Here is a 20,286-nt window from a genome sequence, read left to right as displayed (position 1 = left end):
CGTGATTGAACCTTCTGGGAAGGGGGGTAAAATCCTGCTTATATCTCTAATCACCCTGGCGACTGAAGTCGCGGCTATACCGAGAAAACCTGCCGACGCAGATTCAATACAATCAAGGTTTTCAGTAACCTGCGTCGGCAGACTGGGTGAGTGTAGTCGCGGTTTTAACCGCTAGATACTTTTCAAACACCCGCTAAAAATTTCGTTCTTAATCTTGTCCAGGTTCAGTGGAATGGATCTGTAAAACTGGACGGCGAGATCTTCGATCGCTTCGATCGCGGCCATGCGACAAAGGCAAGAGAGAACAATCAACCAGTCAAAGTAACAGTTACCAGAGTCTATCAAAGGAGAAATTCTTGCCCTACCTGATAATCCAAAGCAAGATTTACCACAAAGGTAAAGCTAAATGGCTTGAATCCACTCTTTTACATCGTACTCCGTCCAGATACCGTTTTGCCAATAGGGATCGGATTCAATAAGTTGACGAACGATCGCTTCGGCATCTGCTTCATAAATACCAAAACATTGAGTCAGATCTTTGGTTGGCCCAATGGTAATTAGAACTCCTGCCGCTTTTTGTTGAGCGAGTCCATCTAAATGAGCTTGGCGGTAAGGAGCACGTTTCTCAATAACATTGTCACAGTAAGTGCCCCACATGATGTACTTTGGCATAGTTTCGACGATGTTAGTTTTTAGGTTTTGAATTTTGAATTGAATCGAGAATTAAGGCTCGATCAAGTAAGTTTTAGATTTTAGATTTTGGATTGAACCGAAAATCTAAAATCTAAAGTCGACTCAGCTACGTAAATCGACGCGAAATTTTTCTACGAGTGATTCACGAACTTTCTGATGGACGGGTTCGATGTCTTCTTCGGTGAGGGTACGATCGCTGGCCCGATATATCAGTCGAAACGCGAGACTACGTTGGCCGTCAGGGACGTTCTTACCACGATATTCATCAAACAATTCCACCGATTCCAGCAAGCTGCCACCGGCTTGGCGGATCACCCGCTCGATATCGGCTTCTGAGAATTGGGTGGGAATGAAGAAGGCAATGTCGCGATCGGAGGCAGGATAGGCGGAGTACGGTTGGAAGGTCGGCACTCGCAATTCATCCTGATCCAGGGCACCGAAGAGGACATCAATATCAAGTTCAAAGGCGTACACTTCATCGGGAAAGCCTCGTTCCAGGCGCAGTTGGGGATGCAGTTGACCCAAAGTGCCCAGGCGATCGCCCCGCAGCCAGAGGGAAGCTGTCCGGCCCGGATGCAAACGGGTATCGCGGCGATCGGGTTGATACTCTACCACCAGACCTAACCGACAAAATACACTGTCCAGATAGCCTTTCGCTTCAAACCAGGTCAGGGGTTTTTCCTTGCCACCTTGAATCCACTTGCCTTGAGTCGGATCACCGCCAAAGATACCCGCGATCGACTCGGCTTCACTTAGCCCTTCTTCTTCAGACCAGAAAATGCGACCGATTTCAAAGGCATTGAGTGGCCCATTTCCCTGTTCCAGGTTGTACTGAAAGGCTTCAATCAGACCAGCCAACAGGTCTGTCCGCAGCGCCGAGTAGTCGGGGAACAGAGGATTACTTAGGACAATTTGTCGTTCCTGGTTGGGTTTCACCAGGGAATAATGCATCACTTCTGTTAACCCAATGGCCCGGAAGGCTTCCCGCAGTTTGCGAGACAGGGATTGTTCGACCGATAAATAGCCCGGTTCAGTTTTTTCCGGCAAAGTTTCACAGAAGTTGTTATAGCCATGCAAGCGGGCAATTTCTTCAATCAAATCAATTTCCCGCTCCAGGTCGCGATAGCGGTAGGGCGGAACAGTAACAGTCCAGACTCCATCCTTACTAAGGGTAGAAATATCACACCCCAACGCTTTGAGGATGCGTTCGATCGCCACTGGTTCCAGTTCGGCTACTTCATCTCCTACACTGATTGGCCCTAGGATTTGATTCACCCGATCGAGCCGCAGTTCAATCGAGCGAGTCATACTGGCCTGACTACCGCGAGTTGCTGCGACTTCTTGAGCCACGATCGTCCCCCCAGCCAGTTCAGTCATCAACGCCAGGGCGCGACGGCAGGCGATTTCTAATTCTGCCTGGTTAATCCCCCGTTCATAGCGAGCGGAGGCTTCCGTGCGTAGTCCCTGAGAGCGGGCTGAGCGACGAATGGCCGCAGAGTCAAACAAGGCGGCTTCCAGAACCAGATTTTGCGTCTCGGAATGCACCTCTGTCTCTTCTCCTCCCATGACTCCAGCCAGGGCTACGGGTTTGTCATTGGCCGTAATCAGAAGGGCTTGATCGCTGAGGGTGCGGTTCTGACCATCCAGGGTTTGCAAGGTTTCTCCGACCTCGGCAAAGCGAACACCGATTTGCAAAGCCTTACTACCACCAACTTGTAGCAAGCGATCGCGATCAAAGGCGTGCAAGGGTTGTCCCCATTCCAGCAGGATGTAGTTGGTGACATCGACGACATTATTAATCGGACGGATACCAGACGCTTGTAGCCGTTGTTGCAACCAGAGAGGGGAGGGGGCGATCGTCACCTGCTCAATGACAGTGCCAATGTAGGTGGGGCAAGCTTGCGACTCCGAAATCTTCAAGGTCAGGGCTTTAGCATCTGAGGTAGTTTCGATCGCTGGTGGTTGCGGTAAACGCAACGGTGCTCCTGTGATAGCCGCCACTTCCCGCGCAATACCCACCATACTCAGCGCATCGGCCCGGTTCGCCGTGGAAGTCAGATCCAGAATCACATCATCTAGCCCCAGGTAAGGACGGGCATCACTCCCCACCTGCAAATTTTCCTGGGGAAAGATATGAATCCCTTCAGATTCTTTAGTCAACCCCAACTCTGCCAGAGAGCAGATCATGCCTTCCGAAGGGACATCCCGCAGTTTTCGGGGTTTGATCTTCAAATCCACTTTGGGCAAATAGGTGCCCAAAGTGGCGACAGGCACAAAAATATCGGCCTGCACATTGGCGGCTCCACAAACAATGGTGGAAGGTTGTTTAGCTCCAATATCGACCGTACAAACACTGAGCTTATCAGCATTAGGATGGGGTTCCCGTTGCAACACTCGCCCAATCACCACCCCTTCTGCCCAGATCCGCCGATCTTCAATATCTTCAACTTCAAACCCCGCCATTGTTAACATCTCTGCCAACTCCTCCGGAGAAGGGGGAAGGTCAACCAGTTCTCGCAACCAGTTCAATGAAATACGCATGAATGACTTGCCTTACTCTGCCTGCTAAATTAAACCGTGTCCAAGCCCAGAGCAGGAGTTGCTCCAGGAGCAGCCCCTACTGTCTAACTCGGCTTGGTTTATTCTATCGTTTACCCTGCCTGCCTCCATTGCGATCGCCAGCCTAAAAATCCGTTAGTAGCTAAAACGGTCTAGTCAAAAAATATCTCCATCCACCCTGTTTGCGTCTTTCTGTGAATATTCACAAGTTTTCTTATCCTGAGAAAGATGGGTTTTGGTAGGCTGGAAGCAACCGTTACCGCTCTGGGAGTTTTGGGCACCTTAAAGCAGGGAGTGTATCCTGACGAGGTACGAATGTCCGTGAATGTATGGGTATTCACAGTGGCTTGAATCTCAAAGTTCCACGGCTTTAGTATTTCTTTAAAGGGCTTCCCGCAGGAATGACATCCTAGATTTGGCGTTCCTCTCTAGATAATAGAGAATAGGGCAACCACCGTTCCCGCATTTGATGATAGAGCGAGTGAAGCTAAATGAGCTACTGCTTAAACCCAGCCTGTACTAATCCACAAAATCTTACTCATACGGAGCTATGTCAGGCGTGCGGCTCTAAGCTGTTGTTGCGCGATCGCTACCGGATCATTCAGGCTCTGGGACAGGGAGGATTTGGCGCTACCTTCCTGGCCATGAATGAGAGTTTGCCAGGTAAACCCAGTTGCGTGATTAAGCAATTGCGTCCTAATGCCAGCGCTCCTCACATTATGGATATGGCCCGTGAGTTGTTTAAGCGAGAAGCGGAAACCCTGGGGCGAATTGGCACTCATCCGCAGATTCCTTCTCTGCTAGACTACTTTGAAGAGAATCAAACCTTTTATCTGGTTCAAGAATATGTCAGCGGTTCTACGCTGCAGCAGGAGATTAAACGCTCCGGGCCGTTAAGCGAACTAGAAGTTAAAAAGTTTTTGAGCGAAACTCTACCCTTACTGGCCTACATTCACGAAAAGCAGGTAATCCATCGGGATATCAAGCCTGCCAACATTATTCGTCGTGCTCAGGATAATAAGCTGGTGCTGATTGATTTCGGGGCCGTGAAATATCAAAGCGCCCAACCATCCAATGCTTCGGATCAAACCGCCTTGACATCCTATGCAATCGGAACTCCCGGTTTTGCGCCTCCCGAACAGATGAATATGCGCCCCGTCCCGGCCAGCGACATTTATGCGTTAGGAATTAGCTGCCTCTATTTGCTGACGGGTAAATCTCCCAAAGATATGGATTATGACCCCACTACTGGGGAACTCAACTGGAAAAAGTATATTTACGTCAGCGACCATTTCGCCGGAGTGTTAGCCAAGATGATGGAGATCTCGGTGAAGCAGCGCTATAAGTCGGCACTTGAGGTTTATCGGGCGTTAGATCTGGAAGATCACCTGGAAAGTTTAGCCAACAGTATCAATAATGTAGAATCCAGAGCCAATGCCATGCCGCGTGCCAATGTTGGCTATCGAGATGGGAATTCTGAGGGGCTAGCCTCTTCCCGGTTAGCACGTCAGGCAATGGCCATTCGTTCCCGCAAACAAACCCGCATGGATTCGACTGGCTTGTATGCGGGACTGTCCCGCAGTCGGGCGATCGATTCCAACCGCTTGAACACAGGCATCGCATCGAGGGGCAGAAATTCGGCGGGGCGGGGGAAAGATACGGGAGGAGGTGAGAAGCAGAAGATCCCGGTACGATTGGATGCAGAGGGTTTACAAACCTATTACGCAAAAGGAAAACGGGATTTTGCCAGCCATGATTTGCATGCTCTTGCTTTACAAAAAGTAAATTTATCTGGGGCCAATTTTCACCAATCCAATCTCAGCAAAATCAACCTCCAGGGCGCAAACCTGTACAACGTTAATCTGGGTCGCGCCAGTTTGAACCACGCCAATTTGAAAAATGCCAATCTGAGTAAAGCCTATTTGAGTTACGCTGATCTGGAAAGTGCAGATTTGCGGGGTGCGGATTTGACGGAAGCGTACTTGTTGAATGCCAACTTGCGGGGCGCAAATCTGTGCGGTGCGAATCTGGCGGGCGCGAGGATGAGCGAAGAGCAACTGGCAATGGCCCGCACCAACTGGATGACGATTCGACCCAACGGCAAGCGAGGACTTTAGCAGTAACAATGGCAGCTTTAAATCAGGATATACTCCCTGGTCGAAGTTTTCCGTTAGGAGCCAAGGTTTACCCGGAGGGGGTGAACTTTTGCATTTTTTCCAAGAGCAGTACCGCTGTCGAACTGTTGCTCTTTGAGGCGGCAGATGATCCCAAGCCCAGCCGCGTCATCGAGTTAGATCCGCAGCGAAATCGTACCTCGTATTACTGGCATGTCTTTGTTCCGGGAGTGACTGCCGGCCAGGTTTATGCCTACCGGGTGTATGGGCCGTTTGCACCCGATCGCGGTCATCGATTTGATGGCAATAAAGTCCTGCTTGATCCCTATGCCAGTGCTGTTGTGGGATGGGAGCATTACAGTCGGGAAGCGGCCATTCGTCCCGGTGATAACTGTGCTCAGGCACTTCGGGGGGTGGTTCTCGATCCGACCACCTACGATTGGGAAGGGGATGTGCCGCTGGGCATTCCCTATGCCAAAACCGTCATTTATGAAATGCATGTGGCAGGCTTCACCCGCCATCCCAATTCCGGCGTTGCCGAACATAAGCGGGGAACCTATGCCGGATTAATCGAGAAGATTCCCTACCTGAAACAATTGGGCATTACCGCGGTTGAACTGATGCCTATCCATGAATTTGATGAGCAAGATGCCCGACCAGGATTGAAAAATTATTGGGGCTATAGTACCCTGGCCTTTTTTGCGCCCCACCGGGCCTACAGTTCAAATCGTGATCCGCTGGGGCTAGTCAATGAATTTCGGGATATGGTAAAGGCGTTCCACAAGGCTGGAATTGAGGTGATTCTGGATGTGGTGTTTAACCATACGGCAGAAGGCAATGATGAAGGCCCAACTCTCTCGTTTAAGGGATTGGAGAACCGGGCGTATTATATTCTGGAAAAAAATCCAGCCTTGTATGTCAATTACAGTGGTTGCGGCAACACGATCAAAGCCAATCACGAAGTCGTCACTCGTCTGATTCTGGATTGCTTGCGGTACTGGGTGGATGTCATGCATGTGGACGGCTTCCGATTTGACCTGGCCTCCGTCCTATCTCGCGGTAAATTGGGCCATCCCTTAGAGGATCCGCCCCTGCTCTGGTTGATCGACTCGGATCCAGTTCTGGCAGGCACGAAACTGATCGCCGAAGCCTGGGATGCTGGAGGACTGTATCAGGTGGGATCGTTTATTGGCGATCGCTTTGCCGAATGGAATGGCCCATTTCGAGACGATGTACGGCGCTTCATCAAAAGTGATGCCGGTATGGTAAATCAGTTAGCTTCCCGGATTCTTGGCAGTCCCGATATTTATCCTGATCCAGATCACGAACCGCACCGCAGCATCAACTATATTACCTGCCACGATGGGTTTACCCTCAACGATCTGGTGTCTTACAACGAGAAGCACAATCAGGATAATGGGGAAGACAACCAGGATGGTAGCAACGATAACTATAGTTGGAACTGCGGCGTGGAGGGGCCAACCGATGATCCAGCAGTAGAAGCGCTCCGCCAGCGACAGATCAAGAACTTTATTACCACTCTTTTCATCTCTCAAGGCACGCCCATGTTGCTGATGGGGGACGAAGTGCGTCGCACCCAACAGGGCAACAACAATGCTTATTGCCAGAACAATGAACTAAGTTGGTTTGATTGGAGTCTGGTAGAAAAACATGGCGATCTGTTGAACTTTGTGCAGGGTATGATTCATTTCATTCAATCCCTGGAGCTATTTCAGCATGAAGAACGCCTGGAAACATCCAGCAGCCACAAGCCATACATTAACTGGCATGGAATGAAACTCGGTAAACCGGATTGGAGTGATGAGTCCCGCTGTCTTGCCTTAACTCTATATCATCCCGATGCGAAAGAACATCTGCATGTGATTTTTAATGCCCACTGGGAAACCCATACCTTTGAACTACCGACGCTGCATCCCGGCAAAGGTTGGTATCGCATAGTAGACACCACGTTGAATGCCCCAGATGACTATCGTCATCCGGACACCGCTCCTCGCTGGCCAGAAAGTACGTACCCTGTGGGGCCACGATCGGTAGTAATTTTGATGGCACTGCCCACTACTATTGATTTCACTCAATGATTGGCTTAAGAGTTTGAATTACCTGGCTCACAGTTTTTGACCCACCGGCTGTGTACTATAGAGTATTGATTGATCAGGTATCTCAAGCATGACTGCAGTTACTCCCAACCCCAAGTCCATCCCGGCATTTTGTGAAGGAATTCAATATTTTGGCGATCGCATCCCTGAATTTGAAACCTATGGCAAAACTCCGGTGATTGCCGCTGGGAAAACCGCAATTCCAGACCCCACCGATCCTTCAGCCGCTTATCAGACCCTTCTGTATGCTGATGCATTGCGGTATCTGGTGTTGCAAATCACGGGCAGTAAAGCATCTGGACATCCGGGTGGGTTTGCCAGTCAGGCAGAAGCCTACGCGGCAGTGGTGATGCTGGGGCACAAGAATTTCATTACCGAAGTCGGCCACCACGCTCCCGGTTTCTACAGCGCCATGTTTCTGGATCGATCGCTGGAAGATATGGGCATTACCACCGTGCAGCAAATGCGCGACCGGTTCCGGGAACGGCATGGATTGTTAGGACATCTCTCCGGTCAAATTCCTGGCCTCCTGGCTCCTGCTGGCCCCCTCGGACAGGGACAACACTTTGCGATGGCCTGCGCCTTGCTCCATCGCGATAAACTTTTTCCCTTCACGGTTGGCGATGGTGGCCTGGGCGAACCCTACGTCATGAGTGCCTTCAGTCACTTCTATACCGCCTATCCCAGCGTTACCAACTTCCTGCCCATCCTGGTCTGGAATGGCTACTCGCAGGAGCACCACAGCATGGTGTCCACCCAGTCCAACGAACGAATGATGGCCTACTGGCATGGTAACGGCTTTGAGGAAGTGGTGCTGGTGGATGCCAAAGACTTTGATGATCAGAATCAACCGGGAGCGTTTGTCGATAGCACCGCTTTCTCCTTTGAGCAACGGTTGGAATTTACCAAAGCGGTCTTAGTGGCAGCAGATGAAGCCGCGCGATCGGCTCTCAATGGCAAACTCACGGTCTTCATCATCAAGCAACTGAAAGGAGCCGGAGTTCATGCTAGAGGGGCTAAATCTCACAACCTGTATGCTCAACACACGCTGGATCACCCCGATATCGTGAATGCCCTGAAAGCCCGTGCGTTGCCAGGTGAAGTCTGGGAACTGGTACGTACTAATTGTGAACGCGCTGGAGGTGGCCCTGCCAGCAAAACGGTGGTGACAGAATCCGTCCTGCCTTTGCCGGATCTGGGGACGCTACCCCTGGAAGAATTTCCCGTGGGTGGAGATCCCAAAGTTTCAACCACAGCAATGGGGAATCTGGTCGCCGCTGTGGGACGGGCTGACTCTAGCTATCTTGTCTCGAATGCCGATGGCAATGAAGCCTCTGGAATTGCCAATATTAACCAGGCGTTGAAGATTATTCACCCGACGGAAGATCCTCTATATAACCAGAAACCGGGTGGTCAGGTGTATGAGCCATTGAGTGAAGATGCCTGTGCCGGATTAGCGGCCAGCCTATCCTTGATGGGATCCCGTACTCTCTGGTGTTCCTATGAGTCTTTCGCAATCAACGGCTTACCTATCTGGCAAACTGTGACACAGGCGATGGCTGAACTGCGCCGTCCCACACCATCCACCATCACCCTGTTTACGGCTGGTGCCTTGGAGCAGGGGCGCAACGGTTGGACTCACCAGCGTCCAGAAATCGAAGCCTACTTTGCGGCGATGATGCGGAATGGCAATGTCTTCCCCGTCTTTCCTCCTGATGCCAACAGCATTCAGGTTTGTTATGACTGGGCACTGACAACGAAGAATAAAGGAGTAGTGATCACCGCCAGCAAATCGCCGCTACCCATTCGCACCACCTTTGAGCAGACCCGGCAGGCGCTTCGAGAAGGAGCAGTAGTTCTACATGAAAGCCAGGGTAGTAAGAAAGTAGTGTTTGCCGTGATTGGTGACATGATTTTGCTACCCGTATTTGAAGCGGCTCAACGGCTGGAAGCGGATGGCATTGGAGTACGAATTGTGTCAGTAGTCAATCCCCGTCGCCTTTACCGTCCGTCCGATGTGGCCTGGGACATCTGCGCTGAACCGGATGGCGATTTTCTAGATGATGCCGGATTCGATCGCCTGTTCAGCGCTGATGCCTTAATCGGAATTACTGGAGGAGCCAGCGCCATGCTCGAGCCTGTAATGCTCCGCAGTCCTGCCAAACGCGATACCTTTGCCTGGAAGCGGGGTGAAACTACGGCCTCGGCTGGTGAACTGATGGCGGTGAATGGCATTACAGCGGATGCTATTGCGAGGCGATCGCTAGAGTTACTGGTCTAAGAGGTATTCAACAGCAGCTGAATGCTCTTGAATTAGTTCAGCACAAGTCTTGATGGCGACGGCTGATGACTTCACTAAATGGCTGCTCGAAGGAGTTCTTCTGAGCAGTTTTTTTGATGCACAGAGGGAACCTGAAGACCCAGTAGAAGCATGAGTAGCCAAAAATATTAAAGCAGAAGGCGGAAGGTGAGGGAGGTGGGGAGGTGATGGGGTGATGGGGGGTGGGGAGCTAGTTGTAGGATGTGTTGGGTGTTAGCCGTAACGTATCGCAGGGATTTTATCTTGGCACACAGCCCTAATTGGGCTGATTCCTATTACTGAGCCGTCGCAAGTAGTCCCAACTGCGCTGGGGCTAGACGTGCGATCGTCCGGTTTTTTCGGCGATCCATTGAGCGACTTTGGGACCAGCCCACTCTCCACCATCCGCAGCAGGTTGCTGGAGTAGTTGTTGCAGTTCTTGTTGTTGCTCGATCGTCAGCAGCGATCGGGCGGAGACTTTGTGCTGGCAAGTACGAGATAGGATGGCTGCTGGGCCTCCCTGGTTATACCGTCGAACAATTTCCTTAGCATAATCATAATTCAGATCAACTGCCTGAGCTGCTCGCTTAATCGTCCAATTCTGGGCTACTAAATGCAGCAGTTGCCAGCGACGGGCTTCAGAAATGCTGGTCGCCTGACGATAGCGAACTTTTAACTCCTGAAGGGTGAGATGGGGATGTAGCTCGACTTTTGGTGGCATAACCACACGGGGAAATACCCTCCATTTATCGGCGGGGTTTGAGGCAACTCCGGATGAAATCTTGCAGGTCAGGTAAAAACTTCAACTTCAGCTGTCTGCGATCGCCTTGACTCTCCTTCCCCTGCTCGTCGGTCTGTCGTTCATACTGGTTAATATAAAAAAGCAACGGAGAGGGGATGAGCTCCTTTCAGTTGCTTATTGATGAGTCAAGATAAGGAAGAGACTGTGGCGGATATTCAAAATTTAGCGACTCAGGCAAAAGACATCGCCGATCGCCTGGGAATTCACAAATTCGATGTGTATGGCGCGACGGTAGATGAAACCAGCGTCAAGGTTGACCAGGGAAAAGCCGATCAGGTCAAAGCCTCGAATCGTTCTAGTGTGACTGTGCGGGTCTGGAATGATCAGCAAACGATGGGCGTAACTTCCACAACGGATGTGGATCCTGCGGGCCTGGAATTGGCCTTGAAAACGGCCTATGAAGCAAGTTTCTTTGGGGTGAAGGAAAATGTACCGGATTTCAGCCCGGAAGCCACCGCTCCGATCGCCCCCTCTACCAGCGAGGTTACGCCCCAGGTACCTATTTCTGACCTGCTGGAAAAATTGATTGCGGCTGAAAAAGATCTGATGGCGGTGCATCCAGCAATCGTCAGCGTACCTTACAACGGTCTGGCACAACGGAGGAGCGATCGCTTCTACCTCAACAGTGCTGGTGCCCTGCGGCAAGAAACTCGCTCGACGGTCTCCGTCTACCTCTATAGCAAGACTGAAGAAGCAGGCAAGAAACCCCGTAGTGCCGGAGCCTTTCGGGTGGCTCACGGCTTGCAGGATTTAGACATTGAAGGCTGCCTCAAGGAAGCGGCAGACAAAACCATCAGTCATCTCAACTACGAAAAGATTCCTACAGGCAAATATCGGGTTGTCTTTTCCCCAGATGCCTTTCTCAGTTTACTGGGGGCATTTTCCAATCTATTTAATGCTCAGAGTGTGCTCGATCGCCAGAGCCTTTCCACTCCAGAATCTTTGGGCACCCAGATTGCCTCGCCCCTGCTCTCCGTGTGTGACGATGCCTGCCACCCAGAGAATGTTGCTGCCATTACTTTTGATGGCGAAGGTACACCCACCCGACGCACGCCCTTAATTACCGATGGCGTACTGACCAACTTTTTGCATAGTGCTGGCACGGCGCAACGGTTTAACACCCAACCCACAGGCCATGCCAATATCGGGGCCAAAGTCACTATCAGTCCCCATTTCTACCATGTCTTTCCAGGGGAAACGCCTTCTCAAACCTATAGCCTGGATACGGCTGAAAATGTCGTGCTGGTGGATGATGTACATGCACTCCATGCCGGAGTCAAAGCCCTTCAGGGATCGTTTTCTCTTCCCTTTGACGGCTGGCTGGTCAACAAAGGGAAGCGTACCAGCATTGAATCTGCCACGATTGCAGGAGACTTTCTGGAACTGCTGAAATCCATCATTTACGTGGAACCGGAAGGTCATTTAACTCCCGCTGGAATTTGTCCCTATATCTGGGTAGAGGAGTTGTCTGTCACTGGAGATTAACCGTGGGAAAATGAGAGGATAAGAGGGTGGAATGATTTAATTCTGCTTCATTCTCCTCATCTCATCATCAATTGTGTTTTTGTGGTTTTCATCAGTGTTATTTGATCAGTGTTATTTGATCATCCCGTCATCACTGCATGGCCAAAACATCCAGTGTCGATCGCGATCCTGTCGGGCAACGAAGTTGATCAGAGGATTTTTGGGGAAGGGAGGGTGCGGCAGGAGCCACAGTGGAAGGTTTCACAGTTTCGCAAATCTGGGAAACGGTCATCAATCCCTTCTTGGATTTCACCGCAAAGACCACTCCCGTGAAGCTTTTAAGAGTCGGTTGCTTAGAAGTCGCCGTAATCACAACACCTTGAGCCGGGTTGGGCTTTGGAGTGAGTTTGTATCTGTAACTTTGGGTTTCTGGTAGAACGCTAGTTTTGAGAGATTGGATGGAAGTTGCAAATGTATCGTTTTCCATAAAGTAGGTCTTCTGATCAAACAGAATTGAACTAACTGCATCTTTCGCATCCAGCTCGATAGGAGCTTTGGCAAGAATTTCAGGGTTTTTTGTAGAGGTGCAACCTACAGCCATTAAAGTGATCGCACTTAAAGAGGCAAGAACACTCAATCGACGCATATAGCCCTCCCACTGAGCTCTATAGAACTTCATCCTTTTTTCATACCCTGTACCCCTTTGCTTACATACTACTCTAAAGGTTCAGTGGATTCCCGTAATTGTCCTGCCGTTTCCCTCAAGATTTTATGAAGATCAATTCACTACACCCCAGACCCTATCCCCATTTCCCAATCCCAGGGCTGTAGCGAATCCATCTGAACAATTGCTGTAATTGGCGATCCTAAAGATTGAGGAAGTTCAAATAGTTGCCTGGTTTTGTCCGTAGGTCTGCAGGATTCCCCTCTAAAACAAGTCTGCCCTGATCCAGCACGATCAGCCAGTCTGCCCGTTCCACAACTCGTGGGCGATGACTGATTAAGATTGTCGTCATACCTTGACGGTAGGCCAGCAACCCACTTAGCACATCTGCCTCGCTGGCTGGATCCAGATTAGCAGTTGATTCATCCAGGATTAGCACAGGAGGATTGGTCAGCAGAGCACGAGCGATCGCTAACCGTTGCCGTTGACCGCCAGAGAGGTTGGCTCCAAATTCTCCCAGGATTGTCTGATATTTTTCGGGAAGTCGGCTAATAAATTCATCGGCTCCGGCAATCTGGCAAACTCTGACCACATCCTCAAAAGTCACTCCGGGTGCTGCAAGTTGAAAGTTTTCCAGAATCGAACGGCTCCAGAAATGAGGTTCCTGGGGAATTAAGACAATCTGCTGACGCACACACTCCAGCGCCAGGTCGGGCAGATTATAGGGGCCAATCCGAATATTGCCTGCCTGGAGAGGATACAGGCCAGCCAGCAATTTAGCCAGTGTGCTTTTGCCGCAGCCCGATCGCCCCACCAGCGCCACCACTCGACCTCCCGGAATGGTGAGGGAAAAGGACTCTAATAAATCAGCGCGTCCGGGATAGTGGAACGACAGTTGATGGCAGATGATTGCGGCATCGGCAGGCAGAGAAACGAAGGGTTTGGTCGATTTACCAGTTTGCTCCGATTCATGGTCGATCACTTCTGCTAACCGTTCGGATGCGGTTTTCACACGGGTAAACTCATCGACAAATTTCACAACTGTTGTAATTAAGGATGTGAAATTGGTATTAAAGCTAATAAACGCCAGCAATTGCCCGATCGATAGTTCTTTCCCAATCACCAGCGTGCTGCCAAACCAGAGCAAAATCACCCCACCAATTCCCGACACCAAGCTGGAGAAAATATTGTTTGTAATACCAATTTGATTCGTGCGGAAACTCAGATTCGCTAACCGCCCAAACCGACCTTGTAACTCTTCCCAGAGTTGCGGTACAGCGGTGGTGGTTTTAATGGTCAGTGCGCCCTTAAAATTCTCCACCAGTACACCCTGATTTTCGGCATCTAATACCAGCAGATCACGGGTTTTGCGTTGCAGGGTGGGCAGGAAGGCCACGGTCGAAATGGTCATTAAAATTGCCAGGAAAATTGCCAGTAAGGTGAGTTTCCAACTGAAGATCGTCATAAAGATGAGCGAAATCAGGGCAATAAACACCTGACTGGGCAGACTGACGATCACCTCAGCGACCAGTTGGTTCAAGGATTCAATGTCACGCAGTCGGCTAACAATTTCACCACTGCGATGAGTTTCGTAATAGGTAAGGGGCAGGTTGAGAATCGCCCGCCCAAATTCCATCACCAGACCCAGTTCTAATTTCTGAGCAAAGTAAGCGGTGAGATTAGCCTGCACCAGCCCTAAACCACTACTAAAAGAGTTGAGAATAATGACTGCGATCGCGAACGTATTCAGCAATCGCATATCTCCCCGCACCAAAATATCATCCGTGAGGATTTGAATCAGAAATGGAGTAGCAATCGAGAGAAAACCCAGTACGACGTTAATCAACAAAATCTGCAACAGCAGGGTACGGGCTGCCCACATGCGGCGCAGAGAATTCTTTAAGACACTGGGGCGATTGCTGCTCTCCTTTGAGAAGCGGGCCGCATCCGGATCCAGCAGCAACATTACCCAATCTGTCCACCCTTTGCGGAGTTCTTCCTCAGACAGATAGCGCAGCCCCACTGCCGGATCCATCACCACATACTGCTGCTTCTGCCGTCCATACAACACAACCCAGTGGGTGCCTTGCCAGTGAATGATCCCAGGCAACGGAGCTTCATTTAACCGCTGTAAAACTTCTGGTGCCGCTCGCACACTCCGGGCATTGAACCCTAATGTATCGGCTCCCCGTTGCAATCCCAGCAGTGTGGTACCCTGCTGTCCAGTCCCCACCGCTTCACGCAGACGATTGAGAGTTAAGGTTAGCCCGTGGTGCTTGGCGATCGCCCCCAGGCAAGCAGCCCCACAATCCGTTTCGGTATGTTGAAGAAAAACAGCGTACTTCATGGATTTAACCTGATTGTCTATTGAGTTTAATTCACGCTCTCTGGGATGACATCCGTAAAAGAAAGACACCCAAATGGATGGGTGCCTTTCCATTAAATTGTATCCAACTTGAAACCAGTAGGTTTTCTAAGGGAAAACATTCAGGTTTTAGATGGACTCAGTTTTATTGTTTACCGAGTTCACCAGATGGTTTAGTAGTACCACCGTCTGCAACGGCGGTAGGAATAGGGCCGGTAGTAGTAGTAGTAACTACAAGGCTCGTAGTAGTAGTAGTAGTAAGAGTAGGGGTGATAGTAGTAAGACCGATAGTAGCGATGACAACCCCCTTGAACAGTCTCAGATTGTTCTTGCGACAGATCGGTAAATAATTCAGACTTATTATTGGTGTCCATAGTGTAATTCTCCAAAACTCCAGATGAGAACAAATCAGATAGGCTTCTTGCCCTGATTTAAGGGTGAAGCTATATATAGTAACGATGAAACAAAAGATCAATCAGGAAAACTTAAAAAAACATCGAAAACTTCTAGCTTAATCCGGTGGAACAACTCTTTAGAAGGTTCTAAAGCGTTTACACAAACCGTAGTAGAAGAGAAACAGGTTTTCTAAGTTCCTGGCGAGTGGTTGAATATAAACAGACTTCACACACCTCTGTGTTTATCCGGACGTTTCCCTCTTTTTTTAGATTTTTTTAGAAGTTATCTCAAGAGCCTGCCAGGACAGTCAGTGAAGTTGCTGAAAAAATGCGGAATTGAGCAAATCTTGATGAAAATGGATCTATGGGTGTCCAATTCACTGACGAAGTACTCATGCTTGAACAACACAATTCCGATGGGCAAAATCCAACTCTGCAAAGTCCAGAGTCTTTGCAACCTTTTCAAGAAGATGATTTTCTCCCTCCGATTAGTCGCTGGATGAGCGGTGGGGCAATGGCACTGATTGGGGTGATGGCAGGCATGGTTGGGCTGGCGGCTATTATAGAGTACAACGTCACGGTGCAAGCTCCAGCCAGTGTCAGACCTGCTGGCGATTTGAGTGTGGTGCAGGCTCCACCAGGCGTGACCATCGGACGAATCTTAATTCAAGAAGGTCAATCTGTCCGCAAAGGAGATGTCATTGCTGAGATTGGTGTGCCAGATCAAAATCGTCTGCTGGCCTTACGGACTCAGCGCAGCAACGTCCAACAGTACATTGATCAATATCAGGATCAGATCAATCAGATCGATACTCAATTGGCACAGCTTAATACCAAGATTATGTCTCGTGCTGGCACCCCAACTCCCCCCCCCGGTGGTCAGGCCGGATCCCTAACAGAGGCCGATATTATGACGGCCCTGGCGAAAATCAATCAAACTGCCTCCCCAGAAGCTCAACAGTTGGCTCAGGAGCGCGATCGTCTGCTGATCCAACGGCGCAGCTTGGTTGCTCAGATTAACCTGGATCAAGCCACCTTACAGAAGGTAAATGCAGACTTAAGCCAGTTAGCGATTCAATCTCCTGTTGATGGCACCGTTTTAAGGCTGGGGTCGAATGCAAGCGGTCAAGCGGCACGTTCCACTGATGTGCTGGCTCAAATTGTGCCTCGTAACGTACCTCTGGTAGTGAAAGCTAGAGTTAATACTCAGGATATTAGCCAGGTAGCAGTGGGTCAAACCAGCCAGTTGCGGATCACGGCCTATCCCTATCCTGATTACGGCACCCTGACAGGAACAGTACAGGCGATCGCACCGGATGTGGTAACTACTGGAGAGAACAATAGTGAGCCAATCGCTTCTTATTACGAAGTTACCATTCAACCCGATCGCCCCTATCTCGGTACTGCCGACCGTCCATTTCCAATTCAACCAGGCATGGAGGTCAGGGCTGACATTATCTCTCACCGAGAAACCATCCTGCGATCGCTCCTCCGCAAAATGCGCCTCTGGTCGGATTTATAGCCTTTCCTATTAGCCCACTCTGGGTAATCTTTCCTAATCCCCACTCCCCCTCAACACCCAGCCTCAAATAAATTCTAGCAAAATAAAATTTGTACTCACTTCATCATCTGGTGTGTTGAAATTTATCAAGTTAATCCGGGTAATTCCCAGGAAAGCTCGAATGAGCTAATGTGGCAGTCTAAAAATACGAGGTATAACCTGCACTGGAGTGGCTTAAGCCACGATACTGGGCCTCGTACGAGGAAGTCACTGCTTCTTTGGCCTGTTCGATTGAACGCCTACCTGGCTAATTCTCACCAGACGAGTACCCCGATGTCGAATTCTACCTTCAGTCAATCTGCTGACAAGCCCATCTTGAATCAGGCCCTGGACGGCCGATTCAAAATTAATAGAGTTCTAGTCAACCAGTTCTGCAGACGAATTTATCTGGCTCAAGATCTGCATCGTCCCGGACAGCCAGAGTGTATCGTTTACCACTTGCAAGTGCTGCCAAATAGCTCGACTTTTGAAGAGGCTGTTCGGGTTTTACTAATCCGAGAGGTTGATCTCCTGGCAGAGTTAGGCAATCATTCACAAATTCCAGGAATACTGGCCTGCTTCGAGAGTGATAAAGGATTTTTTGTAGTACTGGAATCAATACCTGGGATCACGCTGGGGACAGACTTGCAGGCGAAAGCTGGCTGGAGTGCAGAGCAGGTACTCCAGTTCTTACAAGAAATTCTGGAACTGCTCTCCTTTGTCCATGCACATGGTGGAGTTCATGGCAATATCACCCCAAATGCCATAGTCCGACGAGCCGACGATGGCCGCCTAGGTTTGACTGATTTTGGCAGTATTCTCCAGATTCAGGAATCACTTATTGCTGCATCAGGGCAGCACGTTCCCTATTCAGAAACGGCTCAACAAGGATATCAACCACTGGAGCAATTGCAGGGACTACCATGTCCGGCCAGTGATGTATATGCGATCGGTATCATTGCCATTCAAGCTTTGACAGGAGTTCAACCCGCCCAGTTAAAGATTGATCTAGAGGCTAAAAAGGTCGTGTGGCACAAGCACTATCACCCTAAATCTACGGTGGAACGGCAACTGGTCAAAATTCTCGACACCATGATTGAATGGGATTTATCTCGACGTTATAGAACAGCGGCTGAAGCATTAACCGCCATTCAGGAAGTCGCTTCATCACCAATACCCTCAGCCCCGATGGTAACGATCGCTGCGACTGTAGTTCAGGATGCTGGCCAAACTGCGACCGATCCGGTACTCCCCAAGGTAGTTCCTGCAGAAACGGCTCCTCGATCTACTGATGTCAAACCGGACTATCGCCTGAATTCCAGTCCGGCAGGAGTGCGAAAACTGGACTACCGCTTCTATGTGCAACGCTTATTATTCTCTGCTTTGTCTAAACCTCCCGTTTTAATTGGAGCCGGAGGAACTGCCGCGACGCTAGTGCTGGCAATGCTCGGCTGGGCGTTGTTATCTTCCGTTGGCTGGGCTGGGAAAGTTGCCGGAATTTGGGAACGGTTCCAGCAACCAGAGCCAGATGCCAACGCGAAAGAGGGGTATTCTTTTTCAGAGGTCACTCAGCAGTGGCGCAAAAATTGGCAGACTGGAGAAAATGCATATCGGCGGGCAGAAGAGGCATTCAATCTGGGTAAGTGGGCAGAAGCCAGCAGGCTCAGTCAGCAAATGCCTCCTATCCCTTACTGGCAAGACCGGGGCAAAACACTGTCCAGATTGGCGATAGCTCGTGCTGAAACAGATGCCAACCAACTGTTGCAATCGGCCTACAGATATGCTTACGACAGGGACTTTACCACAGCCTTACGTGCGCTAAAACAAATTCCCCAGGAAACATCCGTTTCAGAAGTTGCCCAAAGAAAAATTAAGGAATACAGCGAAAAGCAAGTGATTAAAGCCTGGGTCGATTTGCAACGGGCTTTCGATCGTGCCCAGGCGCAAGATTTCACCCAGGCGCTTACCTACCTCTGGCAAATCCCTGTGGGAACCCCAGCCCATGAGATTGCGCAGCAGAAAATTGCTGAGTACAACCAGAAGCAGGAACAATACATTAAATTCTTGCTGCAGTCGGCGAGTGATCAGGCTCAGCAGAACAACTTACAGGCAGCCCTCACGTTACTCGAGAAAGCTCCTAAAGGAACTTCGCTGGACTCTCAAGTGGACGCAACGGTAGCTGAATACACGCAGCAGTTGAACCAGCAGGCCGATCTCCAATTACAACAAGCGACTCTGCAAGCCGCAACAGGTGACACAGCAGCCATTATAGCGGCTCTGGAAAAGGTACCGATGGGAACTGTAGCCTATGTTCAGGCGCGAGACAAGATCGCAGAATATACTCAACAGACAGCATCCCCAGTAGCTCAACAACTTGCGGCCCAGCAAACGATCGCTTCACAGGATCTGAACCCTGGCAGTCAGCTCCGCGAGGTCATGTAACATACTCCCAGCGCCGCTCTTACGAGACGGCGTGGGCTTCCCCCTTCTTTGGCCCAATACCTCGGTAGCCTCTAGGGACTTAGACGGGATGCCTCACCACCCTTGGTTGAATGTTTCTGGCTACATTGTAGTCACGGTCGTACATTGACCCCATCCAGCATCATTCACCGATTTGGCTAGTCTCGACTTTGCCCGACGCTTTGAGCCTTGCTTTTTCTTAGAGAATTGACGCTGCAGCCACTTCAGGCATTTCTCAGCCTTGCGGTAGAGTCGAGGAATGGCAACCTCTTTACCCTTGCTCGTTACCAGGAATGATTTCAGCCCTACGTCAATCCCTACATCGTGACTTGCTGCTCTTGCGTTGGTCGTAAACGGTACTGATAGACAATTCGCATGATTATTGACTACTCTCAGCCAACAACTTTTTACCCCTGGTAACGTAGCACGATTGTTGACGTAGACTCGCCATTTGCTCAAGTTAATGCATTCACTACAAATCAATCCGATAACCATCCCAATCAAGGTTTGGAGATGGCGTTAGTCTACCCAAGCAGACGATTGACGCAATAGAGTTTGCAGTTGATCATGGAGACGGGAGGTTCGCATGGTTTATCTGTGGAGTGTAGCAACTGTTACAGTAAATCGAAAACACCCTATTACCAAGGGCTGAGACTTCCTCCCCTTCCACTTTTGTCAGGCAATCAGTAGGCAAAGTTTAATCCTGCTATGAATTACTGAAATGAGTTGTCCAAAATAGTTAAACCCTCATCCTTAGATAGGCTCAGCCTCTCTACCCAATTAAGCTGATAAAATCGTGGCTTCAGCACTATAG

The 20,286-nt window shown here is 50.0% G+C and carries 15 protein-coding genes; 7 read left to right on the top strand and 8 right to left on the bottom strand.

Annotated elements, in window-relative coordinates:
* Positions 1-171: 171 nt before the first annotated feature.
* The 3 genes from ACUVQO_RS09550 to pheT all read right to left on the bottom strand — a co-directional run bounded on the left by ACUVQO_RS09550 (position 172) and on the right by pheT (position 3,234).
* Entirely contained in the window at positions 172-345 is a 174-nt protein-coding gene (locus tag ACUVQO_RS09550; RefSeq protein ID WP_445925647.1) for a hypothetical protein, read from the bottom strand.
* Positions 346-402: 57 nt separating this feature from the next.
* Positions 403-672, bottom strand: coding sequence for a YciI family protein (locus tag ACUVQO_RS09545; RefSeq protein ID WP_445925646.1), 270 nt, complete (start codon positions 670-672; stop codon positions 403-405).
* Positions 673-795: 123 nt separating this feature from the next.
* Positions 796-3,234, bottom strand: coding sequence for a phenylalanine--tRNA ligase subunit beta (gene pheT / locus ACUVQO_RS09540; RefSeq protein ID WP_445925645.1), 2,439 nt, complete (start codon positions 3,232-3,234; stop codon positions 796-798).
* A gap of 246 nt (positions 3,235-3,480) precedes the next feature.
* Between pheT and ACUVQO_RS09535 the strand changes: the two genes are divergently transcribed.
* The 4 genes from ACUVQO_RS09535 (at position 3,481) to ACUVQO_RS09520 (ending at position 9,764) form a co-directional block, all read left to right on the top strand.
* The gene (locus tag ACUVQO_RS09535; RefSeq protein ID WP_445925644.1) at positions 3,481-3,603 is read left to right on the top strand and encodes a hypothetical protein; all 123 of its coding nucleotides are present in this window, start codon (positions 3,481-3,483) and stop codon (positions 3,601-3,603) included.
* Positions 3,604-3,743: 140 nt separating this feature from the next.
* Positions 3,744-5,369, top strand: coding sequence for a protein kinase domain-containing protein (locus tag ACUVQO_RS09530; protein WP_445925643.1), 1,626 nt, complete (start codon positions 3,744-3,746; stop codon positions 5,367-5,369).
* On the top strand, positions 5,267-7,465 hold the full coding sequence (gene glgX / locus ACUVQO_RS09525; protein ID WP_445925642.1) for a glycogen debranching protein GlgX: 2,199 nt from the start codon (positions 5,267-5,269) through the stop codon (positions 7,463-7,465). The genes ACUVQO_RS09530 and glgX overlap by 103 nt, the downstream gene beginning before the upstream one ends.
* An 88-nt stretch (positions 7,466-7,553) precedes the next feature.
* Complete coding sequence (locus ACUVQO_RS09520; RefSeq protein ID WP_445925641.1) at positions 7,554-9,764, top strand: phosphoketolase; 2,211 nt, start codon at positions 7,554-7,556, stop codon at positions 9,762-9,764.
* A 352-nt stretch (positions 9,765-10,116) separates the two neighbouring features.
* Here ACUVQO_RS09520 and ACUVQO_RS09515 read toward each other — a convergent pair whose 3' ends face one another.
* The gene (locus ACUVQO_RS09515; RefSeq protein ID WP_445925656.1) at positions 10,117-10,503 is read right to left on the bottom strand and encodes a helix-turn-helix domain-containing protein; all 387 of its coding nucleotides are present in this window, start codon (positions 10,501-10,503) and stop codon (positions 10,117-10,119) included.
* 201 nt (positions 10,504-10,704) lie between these two features.
* On the opposite strand from ACUVQO_RS09515, the gene ACUVQO_RS09510 reads away from it, so the two are divergent.
* Positions 10,705-12,069, top strand: coding sequence for a TldD/PmbA family protein (locus ACUVQO_RS09510; protein WP_445925640.1), 1,365 nt, complete (start codon positions 10,705-10,707; stop codon positions 12,067-12,069).
* 130 nt (positions 12,070-12,199) lie between these two features.
* On the opposite strand, the gene ACUVQO_RS09505 is transcribed toward ACUVQO_RS09510, so the two are convergent.
* The 3 genes from ACUVQO_RS09505 to ACUVQO_RS09495 form a co-directional block, all read right to left on the bottom strand.
* The gene (locus ACUVQO_RS09505; protein WP_445925639.1) at positions 12,200-12,694 is read right to left on the bottom strand and encodes a type IV pilin-like G/H family protein; all 495 of its coding nucleotides are present in this window, start codon (positions 12,692-12,694) and stop codon (positions 12,200-12,202) included.
* A 220-nt stretch (positions 12,695-12,914) separates the two neighbouring features.
* Entirely contained in the window at positions 12,915-15,059 is a 2,145-nt protein-coding gene (locus ACUVQO_RS09500) for a peptidase domain-containing ABC transporter (protein ID WP_445925638.1), read from the bottom strand.
* A 191-nt stretch (positions 15,060-15,250) separates the two neighbouring features.
* Positions 15,251-15,451: a hypothetical protein gene (locus ACUVQO_RS09495; RefSeq protein WP_445925637.1), complete on the bottom strand. Its 201-nt coding sequence runs from the start codon at positions 15,449-15,451 to the stop codon at positions 15,251-15,253.
* A 415-nt stretch (positions 15,452-15,866) separates the two neighbouring features.
* Between ACUVQO_RS09495 and ACUVQO_RS09490 the strand changes: the two genes are divergently transcribed.
* The gene (locus ACUVQO_RS09490; RefSeq protein ID WP_445925636.1) at positions 15,867-16,994 is read left to right on the top strand and encodes an HlyD family efflux transporter periplasmic adaptor subunit; all 1,128 of its coding nucleotides are present in this window, start codon (positions 15,867-15,869) and stop codon (positions 16,992-16,994) included.
* 312 nt (positions 16,995-17,306) lie between these two features.
* Positions 17,307-19,454: a serine/threonine protein kinase gene (locus tag ACUVQO_RS09485; RefSeq protein WP_445925635.1), complete on the top strand. Its 2,148-nt coding sequence runs from the start codon at positions 17,307-17,309 to the stop codon at positions 19,452-19,454.
* A gap of 120 nt (positions 19,455-19,574) precedes the next feature.
* On the opposite strand, the gene ACUVQO_RS09480 is transcribed toward ACUVQO_RS09485, so the two are convergent.
* On the bottom strand, positions 19,575-19,967 hold the full coding sequence (locus ACUVQO_RS09480) for a transposase (protein WP_445925634.1): 393 nt from the start codon (positions 19,965-19,967) through the stop codon (positions 19,575-19,577).
* Positions 19,968-20,286: the final 319 nt, after the last annotated feature.

Source organism: Leptodesmis sp., from assembly GCF_052746595.1.
Note: the sequence above shows the minus strand (reverse complement) of the source record. Positions and strands in the feature narration are given on the sequence as shown.